Source organism: Pseudomonas serbiensis (assembly GCF_030580745.1).
Lineage (GTDB): Bacteria > Pseudomonadota > Gammaproteobacteria > Pseudomonadales > Pseudomonadaceae > Aquipseudomonas > Aquipseudomonas serbiensis.
In genome coordinates this window covers 192885-212257 of the sequence record NZ_JAUQOO010000010.1, presented here as the reverse complement: position 1 = coordinate 212257, position 19373 = coordinate 192885, and the positions used below count along the sequence as shown (strand labels likewise).

The window sequence follows — 19373 nt, the reverse complement described above, 5'->3', positions numbered from 1 at the left end:
GCGCGCTTGCAGGCCCTGATGGCCTGCATTCTCACCTTTTTTCAAGGTTGCTGCTTCAAGTCAGTCCAGAACAGACTGAGAAATGCCCGCTGTCACACTGCGCGTGGCTCGGGTCCATGAGCTTTTCCCAACAACAAACACAGTTAGTGGAGAGATCACCTTGGTAGAGTACGTAGTTTCCCTCGATAAGCTCGGCGTCCATGATGTGGAGCACGTGGGAGGCAAGAACGCATCCCTCGGCGAAATGATCAGCAACCTGGCAGGCGCTGGTGTTTCGGTGCCCGGTGGTTTCGCTACGACAGCCCAGGCCTACCGTGATTTCCTTGAGCAGAGTGGTCTGAACGATCAGATCCATGCAGCCCTGGACGCTCTGGATGTCGACGACGTCAACGCTCTGGCCAGAACCGGCGCGCAGATTCGTCAGTGGATCATGGAGGCCGAGTTCCCCGAGAGGCTCAATGCCGAGATTCGCACTGCTTTCGCCGCTTTGTCGGCAGGCAATCCGAACCTGGCCGTAGCCGTGCGTTCTTCGGCAACTGCAGAAGACTTGCCCGATGCCTCCTTCGCTGGCCAGCAGGAAACCTTCCTCAATATCCGTGGTGTCGATAACGTCATTCGTGCCGCCAAGGAAGTGTTTGCTTCCCTCTTCAATGACCGCGCCATTTCCTACCGTGTGCATCAGGGCTTCGACCACAAGCTGGTGGCCCTGTCGGCAGGCGTTCAGCGCATGGTTCGTTCCGAGACCGGTACTGCCGGGGTGATGTTCACCCTTGATACCGAGTCCGGCTTCCGTGACGTGGTGTTCATCACCGGCGCCTACGGCCTGGGCGAAACGGTGGTGCAGGGTGCGGTCAACCCGGACGAGTTCTATGTCCACAAGGACACCCTGACAGCTGGCCGCCCGGCCATTCTGCGCCGCAATCTGGGCAGCAAGGCCATCAAGATGATCTACGGCGACGAGGCCAAGGCCGGTCGTTCGGTGAAGACCGTTGATGTCGACGTCGCCGACCGTGCGCGTTTCTGCCTGACCGATGCCGAAGTCAGCGAGCTGGCCAAGCAGGCGATGATCATCGAGAAGCACTACAAGGCGCCGATGGATATCGAGTGGGCCAAAGACGGCGACGATGGCAAGCTCTACATCGTTCAGGCGCGTCCTGAAACCGTGAAAAGCCGTTCCTCGGCCAATGTCATGGAGCGCTACCTGCTCAAGGAAACCGGCACCGTTCTGGTCGAAGGTCGTGCCATTGGCCAGCGTATCGGCGCAGGCAAGGTGCGGATCATCAAGGACGTGTCCGAGATGGACAAGGTCCAGGCCGGCGACGTTCTGGTTTCCGACATGACCGACCCGGACTGGGAGCCGGTCATGAAGCGCGCCAGCGCTATCGTTACCAACCGTGGTGGCCGTACCTGCCACGCAGCGATCATTGCTCGCGAACTGGGTATCCCGGCTGTTGTGGGTTGCGGTAATGCGACTCAACTGCTGAAAGACGGGCAGGGCGTCACCGTGTCCTGTGCCGAAGGCGATACCGGTTATATCTTCGAGGGTGAACTGGGCTTCGACATCAAGACCAACTCGGTCGATGCCATGCCTGAGCTGCCGTTCAAGATCATGATGAACGTCGGCAACCCCGATCGTGCGTTCGATTTCGCCCAGCTGCCCAACGCCGGTGTCGGTCTGGCGCGCCTGGAATTCATCATCAACCGCATGATCGGCGTACACCCCAAGGCTTTGCTCAACTACGCCGGCCTGCCACCCGAGATCAAGGACAGCGTCGACAAGCGCATTGCCGGTTACAACGACCCGGTCGGTTTCTATGTCGACAAGCTGGTCGAGGGTATCAGCACCCTGGCGGCAGCGTTCACACCGAAGAAGGTCATCGTGCGTCTGTCGGACTTCAAGTCCAACGAATACGCCAACCTGATCGGCGGCAAGCTGTACGAGCCGGAAGAAGAGAACCCGATGCTGGGCTTCCGTGGTGCTTCGCGCTATATCAGCGAGAATTTCCGCGACTGCTTCGAGCTTGAATGCCGTGCCCTCAAGCGTGTGCGCGAGGACATGGGCCTGACTAACGTCGAAATCATGGTGCCGTTCGTGCGCACTCTGGGTGAGGCGAGTCAGGTCATCGATCTGCTGGCGGCCAATGGCCTCAAGCGTGGTGAGAATGGTCTGCGCATCATCATGATGTGCGAGTTGCCGTCCAACGCGATTCTGGCCGAAGAGTTCCTGGAGTACTTCGACGGTTTCTCCATCGGCTCCAACGACCTGACCCAACTGACACTGGGCCTGGACCGCGACTCGGGCGTCATTGCGCACCTGTTCGACGAGCGTAATCCGGCGGTCAAGAAGCTGCTGTCCAATGCCATCCAGGCCTGTAACAAAGCGGGCAAATACATCGGCATCTGTGGTCAGGGCCCTTCGGACCACCCGGATCTGGCTCGCTGGCTGATGGAGCAGGGCATCGAAAGTGTTTCCCTGAACCCGGACTCGGTACTGGAAACCTGGTTCTTCCTTGCGGAGGGGCAGGCTCAGGCCTGAGATGTTTCGGATGTGATGCAATAGCGTCTTGAATCGTCTAGGGTTTCAGGCGTTTTGGAAAGGGCGGTTTTTTCGGAAACCGCCCTTTTTCATGTGAGGCCCCAAACCCGCAGTTTCACCAGTCTGTCAGAGGCGACCCGATGCCTTTGAACCAAAGATAAAGAGCAATATGCAAAGCAGCAGCAATCTTTTTCCCGTTGCCTTGATCAGTGCCGAGCGTCGTGGCGATCTGGTCGAGGACGTCTATCGCTTGAAACCTGCCAACAGCCCTGATCCCAGTGTCGAGCTGGCTGTTACCCGTCTCGGGCTGGTGGATCAGCCTGATGTGCGCGGTGTGCCGGTCATTCTGTTGCATGGCAGCTTTTCCAATCGCCGTTTCTGGTATTCGCCCAAGGGCATCGGCCTTGGGCCGTTCCTGGCGCGTGCCGGTTACGATGTATGGATTGCCGAGATGCGCGGGCATGGGCTTTCGGCCCGCAATCAGGACTATCGCCGCAACCGCGTGGCGGATTATGCCCGCTACGACCTGCCGGCCATTGCCGCCTTCGTTCGCGAGCAGAACGGGCAAGTGCCGCACTGGATCGGCCACTCTCTGGGTGGCACCACGCTGGCAGCAGCGTTGGGTGGCCAATATCTCGGGCCGGCGGGTGCCGCTTCGGTTGCGTTGTTTGGCAGTCAGATCAGCCGTACCTACTGGCCGCTGAAAATCCCTCCCGTGCAATGGTCCGGGCGCTTGCTGCTCAAGCCTTTCGAGCATATTTCCGGGCCTCGCTTCAAGCGCGGGCCAGAAGACGAGCCGATTGGCATCGTCCTGGAAAGCATGCGCTGGCACGGCCTGTTCGGTCGTTTCGGTGATCGCGACAGCAACTGGTGGACGGGGCTGGCCAGTGTTGAAGTGCCGGTTCTCGCGGTGGCTGCGGTCGGCGATCATCAGGACCCGGTGTGGGCCTGTCAGATGCTGTTCGACCAGTTTGGCTCGCAGCAGCGGGAGTTCCTGTGCCTGGGTCGCGAGCATGGTTTCAACGAAGATTTCGACCATGTAAGGATGCTGGTCAGCAAGGGTGCGCAGCAGCAGGTCTGGCCGCGAGTGCTCGGCTGGCTGCAGGAGCGTTCTGCTTCTGTCGAGAGTCCCGGGTTGCAGGAAGCGGTAGGGCAATAGTCCGGTTTTGTGTTTGTATGGGAACAGGGGCGAAAGTTGAGGCCAAAGCCACTATGCTGCCCTGAGCAACCCATCTCTCACTGACAGGAGTTAGCCATGCATTATTCGACCCCCGACTTGTGTGATGCCTATCCGGAGCTGGTGCAAGTCGTAGAACCCATGTTCAGCAGCTTCGGCGGCCGTGACTCCTTTGGTGGCGAGATCGTGACCATCAAGTGCTTTGAGGACAACTCACTGGTGAAAGACCAGGTAGCACTCGACGGCAAAGGCAAGGTTCTGGTCGTCGATGGTGGCGGTTCTCTGCGTTGTGCGCTGTTGGGCGATCTGCTGGCTGACAAGGCTGCGAAAAGCGGCTGGGAAGGCTTGTTGATCTATGGCTGCATCCGCGATGTCGATGTTGTGGCGCAAACCGATCTGGGCGTGCAGGCGCTGGCCAGCCACCCGAAAAAGACCGACAAGCGCGGCATCGGTGATTCGAATGTCCCGGTGACCTTCGCCGGCGTCACTTTTCGGCCGGGCGATTACCTGTATGCCGACAATAATGGTGTGATCATTTCTCCGTCCCCTCTGAAAATGCCGGAATAAGCGAAGCAAGAATGTTCGACGAAGCAAATGCGCAGTGGGGGCTGGTTCATGCCCTCGTATTGGATGGTCAGGGCGGAGCGCGTTTCATTGCTCGAACCGAACTCGATGGTCTTCAGATGCAGCCCCACGAAAGTCTGTGGCTGCATTGGGACCGTAGTCACCCGCAGACTCATTCGTGGTTGCGTAATTCCAGTGGCCTGAGCGAGTTCGCATGCACGCTGCTGCTCGAAGAAAATACCCGGCCGCGTTTGTTGCCCTTGCCTGATCAGGAGCTGTTGCTGTTCCTGCGAGGTGTGAACCTCAATCCGGGAGCCGAGCCTGAAGACATGGTGTCGGTGCGGATCTTCGCGGCTGCCCAGCGAGTGATTTCCTTGCGGCTGCGGCCTTTGCGGGCTACCGAAGAACTCATTGAGCAGTTGAGTGAAGGCAAAGGTCCGAAGACAGCCTCCGAACTGACGCTTTATCTGGCTCAATACCTGACCGAAAAGGTGCAGGACCTGCTCGGCGATTTGACCGAGTCGGTCGATGACGAGGAAGAAAAGACCGATGCCGACGAGCGTTACAGCCCGGAACACGGCAAGCTGCTGCAGATTCGGCGGCGGGCAGCGGGGTTGCGCCGCTTTCTTGCACCCCAGCGGGATATCTTCGGCCAGCTATCGCGTATCAAGCTTGGCTGGTTCGTCGATGACGATGCCGATTACTGGAACGAACTGAACAACAGCCTGACCCGTTACCTTGAAGAGCTTGAGCTGACCCGCGAGCGGGTCGGGTTGCTGCTGGAGTCCGAAGACCGGCGTCTGCGTGAGCGCATGGATCACACCATGTACCGTTTCGGGATCATCACCGGTATTTTTCTGCCCATGAGTTTCCTGACCGGGCTGCTGGGGATCAACGTCGGCGGTATTCCCGGCTCCGACAATCCTTACGGATTTGTTCTGGCCTGTGCCTTGATTGTCATGGTGGCGGTGGGGCAGTGGCTGCTTTTCAGGCGTTTGCGCTGGTTGTGACGGATAAATTTTCAATGCCGTTTGTGACTCGCCCGAAACTGGTCACGTCTCTCACTGACATTGCGTGAGGTGCCTGATGCACGATCCCTTTGAAGAATCTTTGCGAGACATGCTCAAATCGTCATCCTCCAGCCGGGATGATGACGCTTGTCTTGGCCGTGTCCTGAAAACCGCCAACCGTCAGGTGGGTGCCGGTGTACTGTTCGGGCTGCTTGGCCGCTGGTGCCAGACGATGATGATTGCCCTCAATAACGGTTCTGCGCACGTTTCACCTGTTTCCCGTCGCACACAACCTACTGCTCGCCCTGTCGATAAGGCTGATTGAACATGGAATTGGATCTCTGGACCCAGAGTCTGGTTGCTGCAATGACTGCATTGTGGACCAAAGTTGCAAACTTCATCCCCAACCTGTTTGGCGCCCTTGTGGTGGTGCTGCTGGGCTTCGTGGTTGCAAAGCTGCTCGACGCCCTGTTATCGAAATTGCTGGCCAAGCTCGGGCTCGATCGTCTAATGGGCGGTACCGGGCTGACCAAGCTGATCAGCCGTGCCGGCGTGAAAGTGCCGATCTCCACCTTGATCGGCAAGATCGTCTACTGGTTCGTTCTGCTGATTTTCCTGGTTTCCGCGGCTGAGTCTCTTGGCCTGCAACGTGTTTCGTCGACGCTGGACATGCTGGCGTTGTACCTGCCCAAGGTCTTTGGTGCTGCGCTGGTACTGCTTGTCGGTGTGCTGCTTGCGCAACTGGTCAACGGGCTGGTACGTGGCGCTGCCGAGGGCGTGGGTGTCGATTATGCTCCGGGCCTTGGGCGAATCGCTCAGGGGCTGGTCATCATCATCAGTATTTCCGTTGCGATCAGCCAGCTTGAGGTCAAGACAGACCTGCTCAACCACGTCATCGTGATCGGCCTTCTGACCGTTGGTCTGGCTGTCGCGCTGGCATTGGGTCTGGGGAGTCGTGAAATAGCCAGCCAGATTCTGGCCGGCATTTATGTTCGAGAGCTTTATCAGGTCGGCCAGCATTTGCAGGTTGGCGAGGTAGAGGGGCAAATCGAGGAAATCGGTACGGTCAAGACTACACTGCTGACAGACGAGGGGGAGTTGGTGTCGTTTTCCAACAAAATTCTTCTCGAACAGAGAGTAAGCAGCCGTTAAGCGGGGAATCTGCTAATCTATGCCGCCACAATTTGCCGGAATCTGGGCAGTGGCTGACATTGACCTGACTGTCGGCACGACTCGTTTTGAATAAACCCTTACCGCTTTCGACGCGCTACGACCCCCGCGAGCTCTCAGACGAGGAGCTGGTCGCGCGCGCCCACGTCGAGCTTTTTCACGTGACGCGGGCCTACGAAGAGTTGATGCGACGTTACCAGAGAACACTTTTTAACGTCTGTGCACGTTATTTAGGGAACGATCGCGATGCTGATGATGTCTGTCAGGAAGTGATGCTTAAGGTCTTGTATGGATTGAAGAATTTCGAAGGTAAATCGAAATTCAAAACCTGGCTTTACAGCATCACCTACAACGAGTGCATCACTCAGTACAGAAAGGAACGGCGTAAGCGTCGCTTGATGGACGCTTTGAGTCTGGACCCGCTTGAGGAGGCGTCTGAAGAGAAGACGCCCAAACCTGAAGAAAGGGGCGGTCTCGATCGCTGGCTTGTGCATGTGAACCCGATCGATCGGGAGATCCTGGTGCTGCGATTTGTCGCAGAGCTGGAATTTCAGGAGATCGCAGACATAATGCACATGGGCTTAAGCGCAACGAAAATGCGCTATAAGCGGGCATTGGATAAATTACGTGAGAAATTTGCGGGCATCACCGAAACTTAACTCGGAGCAATTATCTCTAACGAACTGGCAGGGTCTGCTAGACTTGCCGACGAATTGCCCCGGTTACAAGGGGCTGCTTTACAATCACCAGATGGGGATTTAACGGATGAAACTGAAAAACACCTTGGGCTTGGCCATTGGTACTATCGTTGCCGCGACTTCGTTCGGCGTGCTGGCACAAGGCCAAGGCGCAGTCGAGATCGAGGGCTTCGCCAAGAAACAATATTTCGACAGCTCCCGTGACTTCAAAAACGACGGCAACCTGTTCGGCGGTTCGATCGGTTACTTCCTGACTGACGACGTTGAACTGCGTCTGGGCTACGACGAAGTCCACAACGCTCGTGGCAATGATGGCAAGAACATCAAGGGCTCCAACACTGCCCTGGACGCTCTGTACCACTTCAACGCTCCAGGCGACACACTGCGTCCATACGTGTCTGCAGGTTTCTCCGATCAGAGCATCGGTCAGACTGGCCGTGGCGGTCGTAACGGTTCCACCTTCGCCAACATCGGCGGCGGTGCCAAGCTGTACTTCACCGAAAACTTCTATGCTCGTGCTGGCGTTGAAGCTCAGTACAACATCGACCAAGGCGAGACCGAGTGGGCTCCTAGCGTCGGTATCGGCGTAAACTTCGGTGGCGGCAGCAAGAAAACCGAAGCAGCTCCAGTTGCTCCGGTTGCTGAAGTCTGCTCCGACAGCGACAACGACGGCGTGTGCGACAACGTCGACAAGTGCCCGAACACCCCAGCCAACGTAACTGTTGACGCTGATGGCTGCCCGGCAGTTGCTGAAGTTGTTCGTGTTGAGCTGGACGTCAAGTTCGACTTCGACAAAGCTGTGGTCAAGCCTAACAGCTACGGCGACATCAAGAACCTCGCTGACTTCATGCAGCAATACCCACAAACCACCACCACTGTTGAAGGTCACACTGACTCCGTCGGTCCTGACGCTTACAACCAGAAACTGTCCGAGCGTCGCGCAAGCGCCGTTAAACAAGTTCTGGTCAACCAGTACGGTGTTGGCGCTAACCGCGTAAACTCGGTTGGTTACGGCGAAACCCGTCCAGTTGCTGACAACGCAACTGAAGCTGGCCGCGCAGTAAACCGTCGCGTAGAAGCAGAAGTTGAAGCACAAGCTAAGTAATTAGCCTGCTTTAATGAAAAGCCCGGCTCAGGCCGGGCTTTTCTTTGCGTGCGATTCGGCAAATCGATGCTTAATCAGCCAGCACCACCGCGTTGATCAACCTTTTTATTTCCGGTACACAGGAACCGCACTGGGTTCCGCAGCCCAGTTTTGTTTTCAACTGATTCAAGTCCAGGCCATTATCGATTTCCTTCATGATTGCACTCTGGCTGACGTTCTTGCAGTTGCAGAGAATCTTGTCGCGGGCCAGAGAGGCGTTCTTGCCTGGCTCTGTGCTGATGGGGGCCAGCATCCAGCGACGCAATTGCTCGTCCACCTGACCTTGCAGCCATAGATTCTGTAACCAGTGCTGAGCCAGGGTTTCTCCGGCCAGGCGCAAGGCGATGATGCGGCCGTTGTCGAGACGAATGCGTTTGCCGATAGAGCGCTTGGGGTCGTCATAGGCCATTACTGTCCCTTCATCCAGCCCCAACAGGTGATCGATGGCTTCCAGCAGCGAGTGCTCGGGTGCTACGTCATTGGCTGCCCGTATCACAAGGGCAGGGCGTTCGCGGCCGATCAATCCCAGGCTGACATAGGCAAATGCTTCACACAGCGGGCGCAGCGCTGTCAGGTGGCTTTGCACGTCGCCTTCGATCAGCGCGAAGAATTGCCAGGGCAGGTGGGCTTTTTCAATCCGCACCCCCGAGTGTTTGAGTTCCGGTTGTTTGGACAGAGGGTCGAAGGCGGGTTGGGTCAGCACATTGACGCCGCCCTTGAGAAAACGATCTCCCCAGTGCATCGGCAGGAATGCCTGGCCTGGGCGAACACCATCATCGCTGCTGACGGGCACGACCAGATCGCCACGGCGGCTTTTCAAATGGACCAGGTCGCCTGGCTGCAACCGGTAGCGGTCCATTTCTTCCGGGTGCAACCCCAGCACTGCCTCGCTGGCGTGACCAAACAAGCGTGCCGCCGTACCCGTGCGGCTCATGCCGTGCCATTGATCGCGCAACCGCCCGGTATTGAGTGTCAGCGGATAACGCGCATCGCGCAGCTCTTTGGCGGCGACATAGGCATCGCAGACGAACTGTGCCCGCCCCGAAGCCGTCGGGAATACGCCATCGCTGTACAAGCGAGTGGTGCCCGTGCGGGCTCCCTGAGGAAAAGGCCATTGCTGCGGGCCGCAGCGGTCGATGAGGTCGCGGTCGATACCGGACATGTCCAGATCACGGCCTTGAGTCAGGACTTTATATTCATCAAATAGCTGCCGTGGACTGGTGAAGTCGAAGAGGGCTGGCATATCGGGGCGCAGCCTGCGCTCCAGACGTTGCGCGAAATCCACGGTAATCGCCCAGTCGGGACGTGCCTGACCCGGAGCGGGAATGGCCTTGCGTACGTTGGAGATGCGTCGCTCGGAGTTGGTGACCGTGCCTTCCTTTTCACCCCAACTGGCGGCGGGCAGCAGCAGGTCGGCGAAGCGTGCGGTTTCGGTGGTCTGGAAGGCTTCCTGCAAGACAACGAACGGGCATGTGCTCAGTGCCTGTTTGACCTTTTGCTGATCAGGCAGCGATTGGGCCGGGTTGGTGCAGGCGATCCATAACGCTTTGATCTTGCCGGACTGCAACTGCTCGAACAGTTCGATGGCGGGCAGGCCGGTGGTTGCCGGTAGCGTGTCGACACCCCAATATTCGGCGACTTCGGCACGATGCTGGGGATTACCTGCTTCACGATGGCCTGGCAGCAGATTGGACAGGCTGCCGGTTTCGCGGCCACCCATCGCATTGGGCTGGCCGGTAAGAGAGAAGGGGCCTGCGCCGGGTCGGCCGATCTGGCCGGTGGCCAGATGCAGGTTGATCAGGGCGCTGTTCTTGGCGCTCCCGGCCGTGGACTGGTTCAGGCCCATGCACCAGAGCGATAGAAAGCTGGGAGCCTGGCCAATCCATCGGGCGCAGGTTTGCAGTTGCTCGACCGCAATGCCGCAGGTGTGTGCGACGTATTGTGGTGTGTAGTCGCGCACCAGGTTTTTCAGGTCTGCATAACCTTGGGTGTGCGCGTCGATGAAGTCGTCATCAACCAGGCCTTCCCATATCAGCAAATGCAGAATGCCGTGAAACAACGCCACGTCCGTTCCCGGCAGGATTGCCAGGTGCAGGTCCGCCAGCTCGCAGGTGTCTGTGCGCCTGGGGTCGATCACGATGATTTTCATCTCGGGTCGACGGCTTCTGGCTTCTTCCAGACGACGAAACAGGATGGGGTGAGCGTAAGCCATGTTGCTGCCGACGATCATCATGCAATCGCTCAGCTCGATGTCTTCATAGCTGCACGGTGGCGCGTCGGCGCCCAGACTGCGCTTGTAGCCAACCACTGCCGAAGACATGCACAGCCGGGAGTTGCTGTCGATGTTGTTGGTGCCCACCAGTGCCCGGGCCAGCTTGTTGAAGGCGTAGTAATCCTCGGTCAGCAATTGCCCCGAGATATAGAACGCTACGCTGTCGGGTCCGTGTTCCTTGATGGTGTCGGCAAAGATATTGGCGGCATGTTCCAGCGCGGTGTTCCAGTCGGTGACGCTGCGTGCCAGGTCTTTGCTCAGGCGCAGTTGCGGGTCGAGCGCTCGCGCCGACAGGTCGCCAGTCAGGTGCAGGCTTGAGCCTTTGCTGCACAGCTTGCCGAAGTTGGCCGGGTGCTGTGGGTCGCCACTGACGCCGAGAATGTTCTGTCCGTCATGTTCGATCAGGACGCCGCAGCCTACGCCGCAGTAGCAGCAGGTCGAGGCGGTGATTTGAGTGGTCGAGGGCTCGGTCATGCGCATGCTGCCTCGCCGGTAGTCTGTTCGCCAAACATCAGGTGATTGCGAATGGCATCGATCCCTCGGTTTTCCCGGATCTGCTGCAAGTACCAACTGCCGTCGGCGGTGTCGCCATACAGGCAGGCTCCGACCAGTACGTCATTCTTGATGACCAGTTTTTTGTATATGCCGCCTATAGGGTCCGAAAGAGTGATGCTTTCAGTGCCTTCCCCGCCCAGAAAGTCGCCGGCAGAAAACAGGTCGATACCGGTGACCTTCAATTTTGTTGACGTGACCGAGCCCGGATAGCGGGCGAAACCCAGTTGTGCGAGATGATTGGCGCAGACTCGGGCTTGCTCGAACAGCGGCGCGACCAGGCCATAGGCGATGCCGCGATGGCTGACGCATTCGCCGATGGCATAGACCCGTGGGTCGTAGGTTTGCAGGGTGTCGTTGACCAGAATGCCGCGGTCGCAGGGCAGGCCTGACTGTGCGGCCAGTTCCATATTGGGACGAATACCCGCGGCCATGACCACCAGATCGGCGTCAATCACGGCGCCGCTTTTGAATTGCACGGCTTGAACCTGATCTTGCTCATCGCCGAGAAAGGCTTCGGTCTGTTCATTGAGCCGGAATTTCAGGCCGCGCTGCTCCAGGGCCGCTTGCAGCATCTGGCCGCTGGTCCTGTCCAGTTGCCGCTCCAGCAGCGATTGGCCGTTGTGGATCACTGTCACATCCATGCCCCGCAACTTGAGGCCGTTGGCTGCTTCCAGCCCCAGCAGGCCGCCACCGATGACCACGGCGCGGCGGTGGGTGGTTGCAGTATCGATCATCAGTTGCGTGTCAGCGATGTCGCGATAGCCGATTACGCCCTTGAGCGTATTGCCGGGAACCGGCAGCACGAAAGGGCGTGAGCCGGTGGCGATCAGCAGGCGGTCATAGCGGGCCTGAGTGCCATCGTCTGCGATGACGATCCGTTTGGAGCGGTCGATCTTTACCACGCGGCGGTTGAGCAGCAACTGAATGTTGTGCTCTCTGTACCAGCCCAGGTCGTTGAGCACGATGTCGTCGAAGGTCTGCTCGCCAGCCAGCACCGGGGAGAGCAGGATCCGGTTGTAATTGGGGTGCGGTTCGGCGCCGAAGACGGTGATCTCGTAAAGCTCTTCGTTCAGCTTCAACAGTTCTTCAAGGGTGCGAACCCCGGCCATTCCGTTGCCGATCATCACCAGTTTGAGTTTCGCCATGTTGCCTCCGAGTGAACGACAGGGTCGTGCTCGATAAATTCTGCGCAAACAAAAAAGGCGTCCCGCCAGTTGCCTGACGAGGACGCCTTTGTCCGGTCCCGTTCTTTCGGGAAATGCAGCCCTCATCGTTGAAGGTTGCAGACTTGTGAATTACATGGAACTGCTCATGCAGCGCTTGTGCCAAGTCGCAAACAACCTGTTTACCGGGCTTCTGGCGGTCGAACGCACCCGGTTTGTGCACTGCCGTGAAGCGTTGCGCACAGATGGAGGGCGCAACTGAGTGGTTTGCCCTGTAAATGCAAGCTTGCCTCGCACCCGGGCCGGCACATGTCTATAATCGGCGCCCTGAATTCAGCTTCCAACGAGCCTTGCCCGCCCATGTATAACCTGGCCCGCCAGTTACTCTTCAAACTTTCCCCGGAAACCTCCCACGACCTGTCGCTGGACTTGATCGGCGCCGGTGGCCGGCTGGGGCTCAATAGCCTGCTGAGCAAGGCGCCTGCGCAGTTGCCGGTCAAGGTCATGGGCCTGGATTTCCCGAACCCTGTAGGTCTGGCGGCCGGGCTGGACAAGAATGGTGCGGCCATCGACGGCTTTGCGCAGCTGGGTTTTGGTTTTGTCGAGATCGGCACCGTGACGCCACGTCCGCAGCCGGGCAACCCCAAGCCTCGCATTTTCCGTCTGCCCGAAGCCGAAGCGATCATCAACCGCATGGGCTTCAACAACCTGGGCGTGGATAACCTTGTCTCCCGGGTTCAGGCCGCGAAATACAAGGGCATTCTGGGCATCAACATCGGCAAGAACTTCGATACGCCTGTCGAGCGCGCTGTCGATGACTACCTGATCTGTCTGGACAAGGTCTACGCCCACGCCAGCTATGTCACCGTCAATGTCAGCTCACCCAATACTCCGGGCCTGCGCAGCCTGCAGTTTGGCGACTCCCTCAAGCAATTGCTTGAGGCGCTGAGCCTGCGTCAGCAGGAGCTGACGCAATTGCATGGCAAGCGTGTGCCGCTGGCGATCAAGATCGCGCCAGACATGACCGATGAAGAAACCGTGCTGGTCGCCACGGCCCTGATCGAGTCCGGCATGGATGCGGTCATTGCCACCAACACCACGCTCAGCCGTGAAGGTGTCGAAGGCCTGTCCCATGCTGACGAAGCGGGCGGGCTGTCCGGTGCTCCCGTTCGGGAAAAGAGCACGCATACCGTCAAGGTGCTGGCTGCCGAACTGGCAGGACGCATGCCGATCATTGCTGCCGGTGGCATCACCGAAGGCCGGCACGCAGCCGAGAAGATCGCTGCCGGTGCGAGTCTGGTGCAGGTGTATTCCGGGTTCATCTACAAGGGGCCGGCGCTTATCCGTCAGTCGGTGGATGCTATTGCGGCCATGCCTCGCGGCTGATTTGCGGCGAAAAAAAGGGGCTCCTCGAAGGAGCCCCTGGGCCGTAGCCCGCCGCCCGGATGGGGCGTGCATGGTATTGGGTGTAAAAGTCAGTAGAAAATTTGATGGACTGGTCGGAGACTACCTTATCCGACCGCGTGAAGTTCGTTGAGTCTGTGGATTCCCGCAGTGCCGGTCATACCGTCCCAGTTGTCGCCACGTCCTTCTCGCCAACCATTGATCCATGCCTGGCGTACTGACGGTAGAGTAAAAGGGCAAAGCTCACGGGATTTACCAGTAACGCCGTATTGATATCCGCGCAAAAATGCTCTTTCCAACGGATCACGCTTGAGTCTTCTCATAGGGTATTGCCCTCGTCTGTTGACTGTTATATCCCTGAAGACCTCATGTCGAGGTCGGGCAGAATTATCTGCCGTTGGTGCCCGCTGCCGGCGTCGCGGGCCTTAGTGTCATTACCGTTGCGGTGATGACCTGAGATGAGTTCTAACCAAAGCTTGAGACGGTGTGAATGATCGTTTTGTCATAAGCACGTCACATTTAGGTCTGTAGAGCGATAAGAGGGAGGGTGTTTCAAATTTGATTCTCCTCGTAACCCTACTGACCCGCGGGTTTCAGGCGGAAGTGAGACGGGCTTGCAAATGCGAGTGATGGCGTAATGCAAACAGGGTCTATTCGACGAAGGGTCACTATGTGACTTTTTATTACCTACGTCATAGGTTCCAATATTCACTTTTTTACTGATACAAGACTGCCGTAATGACATGACAGGTTCATACGGTGGATCGGCACAAATTGTGTGCCACGCAGGCGCTCTCCATGAAAGACGCCTGTTTTAAATCTGGTCGGGCAATGCGTTGCCCGCCGCTGACGGCTCAGGCCCTGGAATACTCATGTCGGATCGCTACGAACTTTTCCTCACTTGCCCCAAAGGCCTCGAAGGCCTGCTTGCTGAGGAAGCCACCGCGCTTGGCCTTCAGGAAACACGCGAACACACCTCCGCCATTCGCGGCACGGCCGACATGGAAACCGCCTATCGGCTTTGCCTGTGGTCACGCCTGGCGAACCGGGTGCTGCTGGTGCTCAAGCGTTTTCCGATGAAAAACGCCGACGACCTTTACGAAGGTGTACTGCATGTGGACTGGCAGGACCACCTGGAAGCCGATGGCACGGTGGCGGTCGAGTTCAGCGGCCATGGTTCGGGTATCGATAACACCCACTTTGGTGCGTTGAAGGTCAAGGACGCGATTGTCGACAAGCTGCGTACCTCCGATGGCCTGCGTCCTTCGGTGGACAAGATCAACCCTGACCTGCGCGTGCATCTGCGCCTGGACCGTGGTGAAGCTATCCTGTCTCTGGACCTTTCCGGTCACAGCCTGCACCAGCGCGGCTATCGCTTGCAGCAGGGCGCGGCGCCGCTCAAGGAAAACCTGGCGGCGGCAATCCTGATCCGCTCCGGTTGGCCGCGTATCGCCGCCGAGGGTGGCGCTCTGGCTGACCCGATGTGCGGTGTCGGTACTTTCCTGGTGGAAGCCGGCATGATTGCCGCGGATATTGCGCCCAACCTCAAGCGCGAGCGTTGGGGCTTTTCGGCCTGGCTCGGCCACGTCCCGGCCTTGTGGCGCAAGCTGCATGATGAAGCTCTGGAGCGTGCAGCCGCAGGGCTTGCCAGGCCACCGCTGTGGATTCGTGGCTACGAGGCCGATCCGCGTCTTATCCAGCCGGGCCGCAACAACATCGAGCGTGCAGGCCTGAGCGACTGGATCAAGGTCTATCAGGGCGAAGTGGCGACTTTCGAGCCGCGCCCGGATCAGAACCAGAAAGGTCTGGTGATCTGTAACCCTCCCTATGGCGAGCGCCTGGGTGACGAAGCGAGCCTGCTCTATCTCTACCAGAATCTGGGCGAGCGTCTGCGTCAGGCTTGTCTCAACTGGGAAGCTGCTGTGTTCACCGGCGCGCCGGATCTGGGCAAGCGCATGGGGATTCGCAGCCACAAGCAGTACTCCTTCTGGAACGGCGCCTTGCCCTGCAAGCTGTTGCTCATCAAGGTCCTGCCGGACCAGTTCGTCACCGGCGAGCGCCGTACCCCCGAGCAGCGCCAGATCGAGCGCGAGACGCAGGTTGAAGAGCCGGTCAGCACGAACCACGAGAAGAAGCTCAACAAGAATGGCAATCCGATCAAGCCGGCTCCGGTTGTGGTCGAACAGGCTCGTTTGAGCGAAGGCGGGCAGATGTTCGCCAATCGTCTGCAAAAGAACCTCAAGCAGATGAGCAAGTGGGTTCGCCGCGAGGGCATCGACTGCTATCGCGTGTACGACGCCGATATGCCGGAGTATTCCCTGGCCATCGATCTGTACCATGACTGGGTTCACGTTCAGGAATATGCTGCGCCTAAATCCGTCGATCCAGAGAAAGCCTCGGCACGTCTGTTCGACGCGCTGGCGGCTATCCCTCAGGCCTTGAACATCGACAAGAGCCGTGTGGTGATCAAGCGTCGCGAGCGTCAGAGCGGCACGAAACAATATGAGCGTCAAAGTGCTCAAGGGCAGTTCCAGGAAGTCAACGAAGGCGGGGTCAAGCTGCTGGTGAACCTGACCGATTATCTGGATACCGGTCTGTTCCTCGATCACCGCCCGATGCGTATGCGCATTCAGCGTGAGGCGGCAGGCAAGCGCTTCCTCAACCTGTTTTCCTATACCGCCACTGCCAGCGTTCACGCGGCCAAGGGCGGGGCGCGCAGCACTACCAGTGTCGACCTTTCCCGGACTTATCTGGACTGGGCGCGGCGCAATCTGTCGCTCAACGGCTTCTCCGACAAGAACCGTCTGGAGCAGGGCGATGTCATGGCCTGGTTGCAGGCATGCCGTGAGGAGTACGACCTGATCTTTATCGATCCGCCGACGTTCTCGAACTCCAAGCGCATGGAAGGGATCTTCGATGTACAGCGTGATCAGGTCGAGTTGATAGATCTGGCCATGGCGCGTCTGGCTCCTGGTGGCGTGTTGTACTTCTCGAACAACTTCCGCAAGTTTGTGCTGGACGAGAACCTTGGCCAACGCTACGCCGTCGAGGAAATCACCGCCCAGACCATCGATCAGGATTTTGCTCGCAACAGCAAGATCCATCGCGCCTGGAAGATCATGACGCGCGTGAACTGATTCTCGTTATTCGGGCTAGGCAAATTACTGGCGAATAGCTATAAGAGAACCACGGCCAGCGTCGCGGGTTCTCTATATGGCGTCGAAACAGTTCCGGCCCAGAATTCTGGGATTCATCAGTGAACAGGCCTCTGCATGGTTGGTTGCGGCGCTGGCTTTTGCCGCCGGAGCTGCACTGACCGTCATGCTGGCGTTAGCCAATTTTGAACTGTATCAGCGTCAGTTGCGTCAACGCTTCGATCTTCTGGCCGGCGAGCGTTTCAGCCGCATTCAGGAGCGGCTGGATGGGCAGGTCAAAAGGCTTGATACCCTGCGCCGCTTCTTTCTCTATTCCGAAGAGATCACTCGTGCAGAGTACGAGGGTTTTGTCGGGCCTATGCTGGTCGGTACCCAGGCCTATACATGGACGCCCCGCGTTACCCGTGACCAGCGTGAAGCTTTTGAAGAGAGCGTTCGTCAGGCGGGCGTAAAGGATTTCTCCATACGAGAACTCGATCAGAACGGCGCATTGAAAGCAGCAGCCGTGCGCGACGAGTACTTTCCGGTCGTGTTTATCCAGACACTCAGCAAGAAGCCTCCGCCCCTGGGCTTTGATGTGTATTCCGAACGGATCCGGCATCTCGCCGTCGAGCGTTCTCGCACGCTGGGCAGAATCGTAGCGACGCCGCGTATCGATCTGGTCAGTCTGAGCAAGTCCGATACCCGTGGCATTCTGCTGATGGCGCCGGTGTTCTCGCCTGTCGCGGCCCTCGATTCGCCGACGCCTGTCTTGCGCGGCTTTGTGATGGCGATAATCAGCCTCGACCAAATGATGAACGAGGGATTGCCGAGCCAGGACAACCTGGCAATGAGCATGCTCGATTTGAGTTCGCCCGATGACTCCGAGGTTTTATATCGCTCTGCCACTGTGGCGGCCGAGAGTGACCTGCATGTCAGTACCTTGCTGAACATGGGGGATCGCGACTATCTGCTCGAAGTCCGTCCTACCGAAGCCTTTCTGCTGAGCAATCAGTCGATGGCTGGCAGTGTGGCATTGCTTGGCGGGCTCTTGAGCCTGATGCTCAGTGCTTTGCTTTACAGCCTGGTCAGCCAGCGCCAGCGTGCCTTGTACATGGTTGAGCAGCGCACCCGCGAGTTGCGTCAGCGCGAGCAGCAATTGCGGGTTACCCACGGGCAATTGCGCAATGTGCTCAACTCTGCGACTGAAGTGGCGATCATTGCTACCGATCTCAATGGTGTGATCACGACCTTCAATGTCGGCGCGCAGAAAATGCTGGGTTACTCGGACGATGAGGTGCTTGGCAAGTTCATGCTCAAGGACATGCATAGGCTGTCGGAGCTTGAGGCTCATGCCAAGGAGTTGAGTGAAGCCCAGGGGCGTCCGATCACGGCGGCGCAGGCCATGTTCGTCGATGCCAGCGAAGAGGGCAGCCATACATCCCGGGAATGGACCTTTCTGCGTCGCGATGGCAGCACGCTGATGGTCAATATGCTGATTACGGCGGTGCGTGACGATCAGGATCAGTGGATCGGTTATCTGGCGGTATGCATTGATATCACCGAGCACAAGCGTGTTTATGAGGCGCTTGAGGCGCGTGATCAGTTGCTGAAAAAGCTCAGCTCTCAAGTGCCGGGCGGTATCTACCAGTACCGGCAGGATGCCGATGGCCGTTCACGCTTTACCTACGCCAGTGTCGGCATGTGTGAGTTGTTTGAACTGAGCGAGGAGGAGTTGCTGGAGAATGCCGAGACTCTGCTTCGGCGTACTCATCCGGCCGACATCATGCGCCTTCGCGACTCCATCCGTATCAGTGCCGAGCTGTCCTTGCCCTGGAGCGAGGAGTACCGTATCGAGCTGCCGCACAAAGGACTGCGCTGGGTGCGAGGGGCCGCCACTCTGGAGCGCCTGCCCGATGGTGGCGTGCTCTGGCATGGATTCATCTCGGATATATCCGATCTCAAGCGGGTCGAGCAGGAGCTGCGAGCGCTGTCGGTGACCGATGTACTGACCGGTGCCTATAACCGCCGTTACTTCCAGGAGAGGTTGCAGTCCGAGCTGGCGCGTATCGATCGGCACGGTGGTTATCTGTCGGTCATCATGCTGGACATCGACCACTTCAAGCGCATCAACGACAAATACGGGCATGCTGTCGGGGACTCGGTGCTTCAGGCCATTTCCCGAAAGATCAGCCAGCGGCTGCGCTGTGATGATGTGTTCTGTCGTATCGGAGGGGAGGAGTTCGTCGTGTTGTGCCCCGGAACCCAGGGGCCTCAGGCCTATCAACTGGCCCTTGGTCTGCGCGAGGCCTTGCGCAACCAGCCGCTGGATACGGTCGGGCAGGTCACTGCCAGTTTCGGCATCGCCAGCTGGCGGCCGGGAGAGGGCGTTGATGCATTGCTGCTGCGGGCCGACTCAGGCGTCTATGCCGCCAAGATGGCGGGCAGGGACAGGGTCGAACCGGAGCTCGACTGATACGGTAGGAGCGAATTCATTCGCGAAGGGGCCGCCTTCCATGACGTCTCGCGAATGAATTCGTTCCTAC

General features: G+C 58.3%; 13 protein-coding genes and 1 pseudogene. 11 read left to right on the top strand and 3 right to left on the bottom strand.

Features of this window, described 5'->3' with window-relative positions:
* Positions 1-160: 160 nt before the first annotated feature.
* The 8 genes from ppsA (at position 161) to Q6A51_RS15180 (ending at position 8260) form a co-directional block, all read left to right on the top strand.
* Complete coding sequence (ppsA, locus tag Q6A51_RS15215) at positions 161-2536, top strand: phosphoenolpyruvate synthase (RefSeq protein ID WP_201006859.1); 2376 nt, start codon at positions 161-163, stop codon at positions 2534-2536.
* 169 nt (positions 2537-2705) lie between these two features.
* Positions 2706-3695, top strand: coding sequence for an alpha/beta fold hydrolase (locus tag Q6A51_RS15210; protein ID WP_304575144.1), 990 nt, complete (start codon positions 2706-2708; stop codon positions 3693-3695).
* 96 nt (positions 3696-3791) lie between these two features.
* Positions 3792-4280: a ribonuclease E activity regulator RraA gene (gene rraA, locus Q6A51_RS15205; protein WP_201019046.1), complete on the top strand. Its 489-nt coding sequence runs from the start codon at positions 3792-3794 to the stop codon at positions 4278-4280.
* An 11-nt stretch (positions 4281-4291) separates the two neighbouring features.
* Positions 4292-5287 (top strand): zinc transporter ZntB, encoded by a 996-nt coding sequence (locus Q6A51_RS15200; RefSeq protein ID WP_201019047.1) that lies wholly within the window; start codon positions 4292-4294, stop codon positions 5285-5287.
* 76 nt (positions 5288-5363) lie between these two features.
* Complete coding sequence (locus Q6A51_RS15195; protein WP_201006865.1) at positions 5364-5612, top strand: CrfX protein; 249 nt, start codon at positions 5364-5366, stop codon at positions 5610-5612.
* Positions 5613-5614: 2 nt separating this feature from the next.
* Positions 5615-6439 carry a mechanosensitive ion channel family protein gene (locus tag Q6A51_RS15190; RefSeq protein WP_201019048.1) on the top strand — a complete coding sequence of 275 codons (825 nt, stop codon included), beginning with the start codon at positions 5615-5617 and terminating at the stop codon, positions 6437-6439.
* Positions 6440-6525: 86 nt separating this feature from the next.
* Entirely contained in the window at positions 6526-7116 is a 591-nt protein-coding gene (gene sigX, locus Q6A51_RS15185) for an RNA polymerase sigma factor SigX (RefSeq protein WP_122317373.1), read from the top strand.
* 106 nt (positions 7117-7222) lie between these two features.
* Positions 7223-8260: an OmpA family protein gene (locus tag Q6A51_RS15180; protein WP_201019049.1), complete on the top strand. Its 1038-nt coding sequence runs from the start codon at positions 7223-7225 to the stop codon at positions 8258-8260.
* Between the two features lie 70 nt (positions 8261-8330).
* On the opposite strand, the gene Q6A51_RS15175 is transcribed toward Q6A51_RS15180, so the two are convergent.
* Both Q6A51_RS15175 and Q6A51_RS15170 read right to left on the bottom strand, forming a co-directional pair.
* On the bottom strand, positions 8331-11045 hold the full coding sequence (locus Q6A51_RS15175; protein WP_405046151.1) for a nitrate reductase: 2715 nt from the start codon (positions 11043-11045) through the stop codon (positions 8331-8333).
* An 11-nt stretch (positions 11046-11056) separates the two neighbouring features.
* Positions 11057-12271 (bottom strand): annotated as a pseudogene (locus tag Q6A51_RS15170) (NAD(P)/FAD-dependent oxidoreductase); the annotation flags it as partial.
* 378 nt (positions 12272-12649) lie between these two features.
* Here Q6A51_RS15170 and Q6A51_RS15165 point away from each other — a divergent pair.
* On the top strand, positions 12650-13675 hold the full coding sequence (locus Q6A51_RS15165) for a quinone-dependent dihydroorotate dehydrogenase (protein ID WP_304575157.1): 1026 nt from the start codon (positions 12650-12652) through the stop codon (positions 13673-13675).
* Positions 13676-13800: 125 nt separating this feature from the next.
* Here Q6A51_RS15165 and rmf read toward each other — a convergent pair whose 3' ends face one another.
* Positions 13801-14016, bottom strand: coding sequence for a ribosome modulation factor (gene rmf, locus Q6A51_RS15160; RefSeq protein ID WP_074569014.1), 216 nt, complete (start codon positions 14014-14016; stop codon positions 13801-13803).
* Positions 14017-14565: 549 nt separating this feature from the next.
* Here rmf and rlmKL point away from each other — a divergent pair.
* Together rlmKL and Q6A51_RS15150 are read left to right on the top strand one after the other, a co-directional pair.
* A complete protein-coding gene (gene rlmKL, locus Q6A51_RS15155; protein WP_201019053.1) occupies positions 14566-16830 on the top strand; it encodes a bifunctional 23S rRNA (guanine(2069)-N(7))-methyltransferase RlmK/23S rRNA (guanine(2445)-N(2))-methyltransferase RlmL in 2265 nt (754 codons plus the stop codon).
* Positions 16831-16906: 76 nt separating this feature from the next.
* A complete protein-coding gene (locus tag Q6A51_RS15150; protein ID WP_304575142.1) occupies positions 16907-19303 on the top strand; it encodes a sensor domain-containing diguanylate cyclase in 2397 nt (798 codons plus the stop codon).
* Positions 19304-19373 lie beyond the last annotated feature (70 nt).

Excerpts from the sequence above, each read along its gene's own strand:
- Q6A51_RS15200 (WP_201019047.1), top strand. The coding sequence starts at position 4,292 with ATGTTCGACGAAGCAAATGCGCAGTGGGGGCTGGTTCATGCCCTCGTA.
- Q6A51_RS15150 (WP_304575142.1), top strand. The coding sequence starts at position 16,907 with ATGGCGTCGAAACAGTTCCGGCCCAGAATTCTGGGATTCATCAGTGAA.
- Q6A51_RS15180 (WP_201019049.1), top strand. The coding sequence starts at position 7,223 with ATGAAACTGAAAAACACCTTGGGCTTGGCCATTGGTACTATCGTTGCC.
- rraA (WP_201019046.1), top strand. The coding sequence starts at position 3,792 with ATGCATTATTCGACCCCCGACTTGTGTGATGCCTATCCGGAGCTGGTG.
- Q6A51_RS15195 (WP_201006865.1), top strand. The coding sequence starts at position 5,364 with ATGCACGATCCCTTTGAAGAATCTTTGCGAGACATGCTCAAATCGTCA.
- rmf (WP_074569014.1), bottom strand. The coding sequence starts at position 14,016 with ATGAGAAGACTCAAGCGTGATCCGTTGGAAAGAGCATTTTTGCGCGGA.
- rlmKL (WP_201019053.1), top strand. The coding sequence starts at position 14,566 with ATGTCGGATCGCTACGAACTTTTCCTCACTTGCCCCAAAGGCCTCGAA.
- Q6A51_RS15165 (WP_304575157.1), top strand. The coding sequence starts at position 12,650 with ATGTATAACCTGGCCCGCCAGTTACTCTTCAAACTTTCCCCGGAAACC.
- Q6A51_RS15190 (WP_201019048.1), top strand. The coding sequence starts at position 5,615 with ATGGAATTGGATCTCTGGACCCAGAGTCTGGTTGCTGCAATGACTGCA.
- Q6A51_RS15175 (WP_405046151.1), bottom strand. The coding sequence starts at position 11,045 with ATGACCGAGCCCTCGACCACTCAAATCACCGCCTCGACCTGCTGCTAC.
- Q6A51_RS15210 (WP_304575144.1), top strand. The coding sequence starts at position 2,706 with ATGCAAAGCAGCAGCAATCTTTTTCCCGTTGCCTTGATCAGTGCCGAG.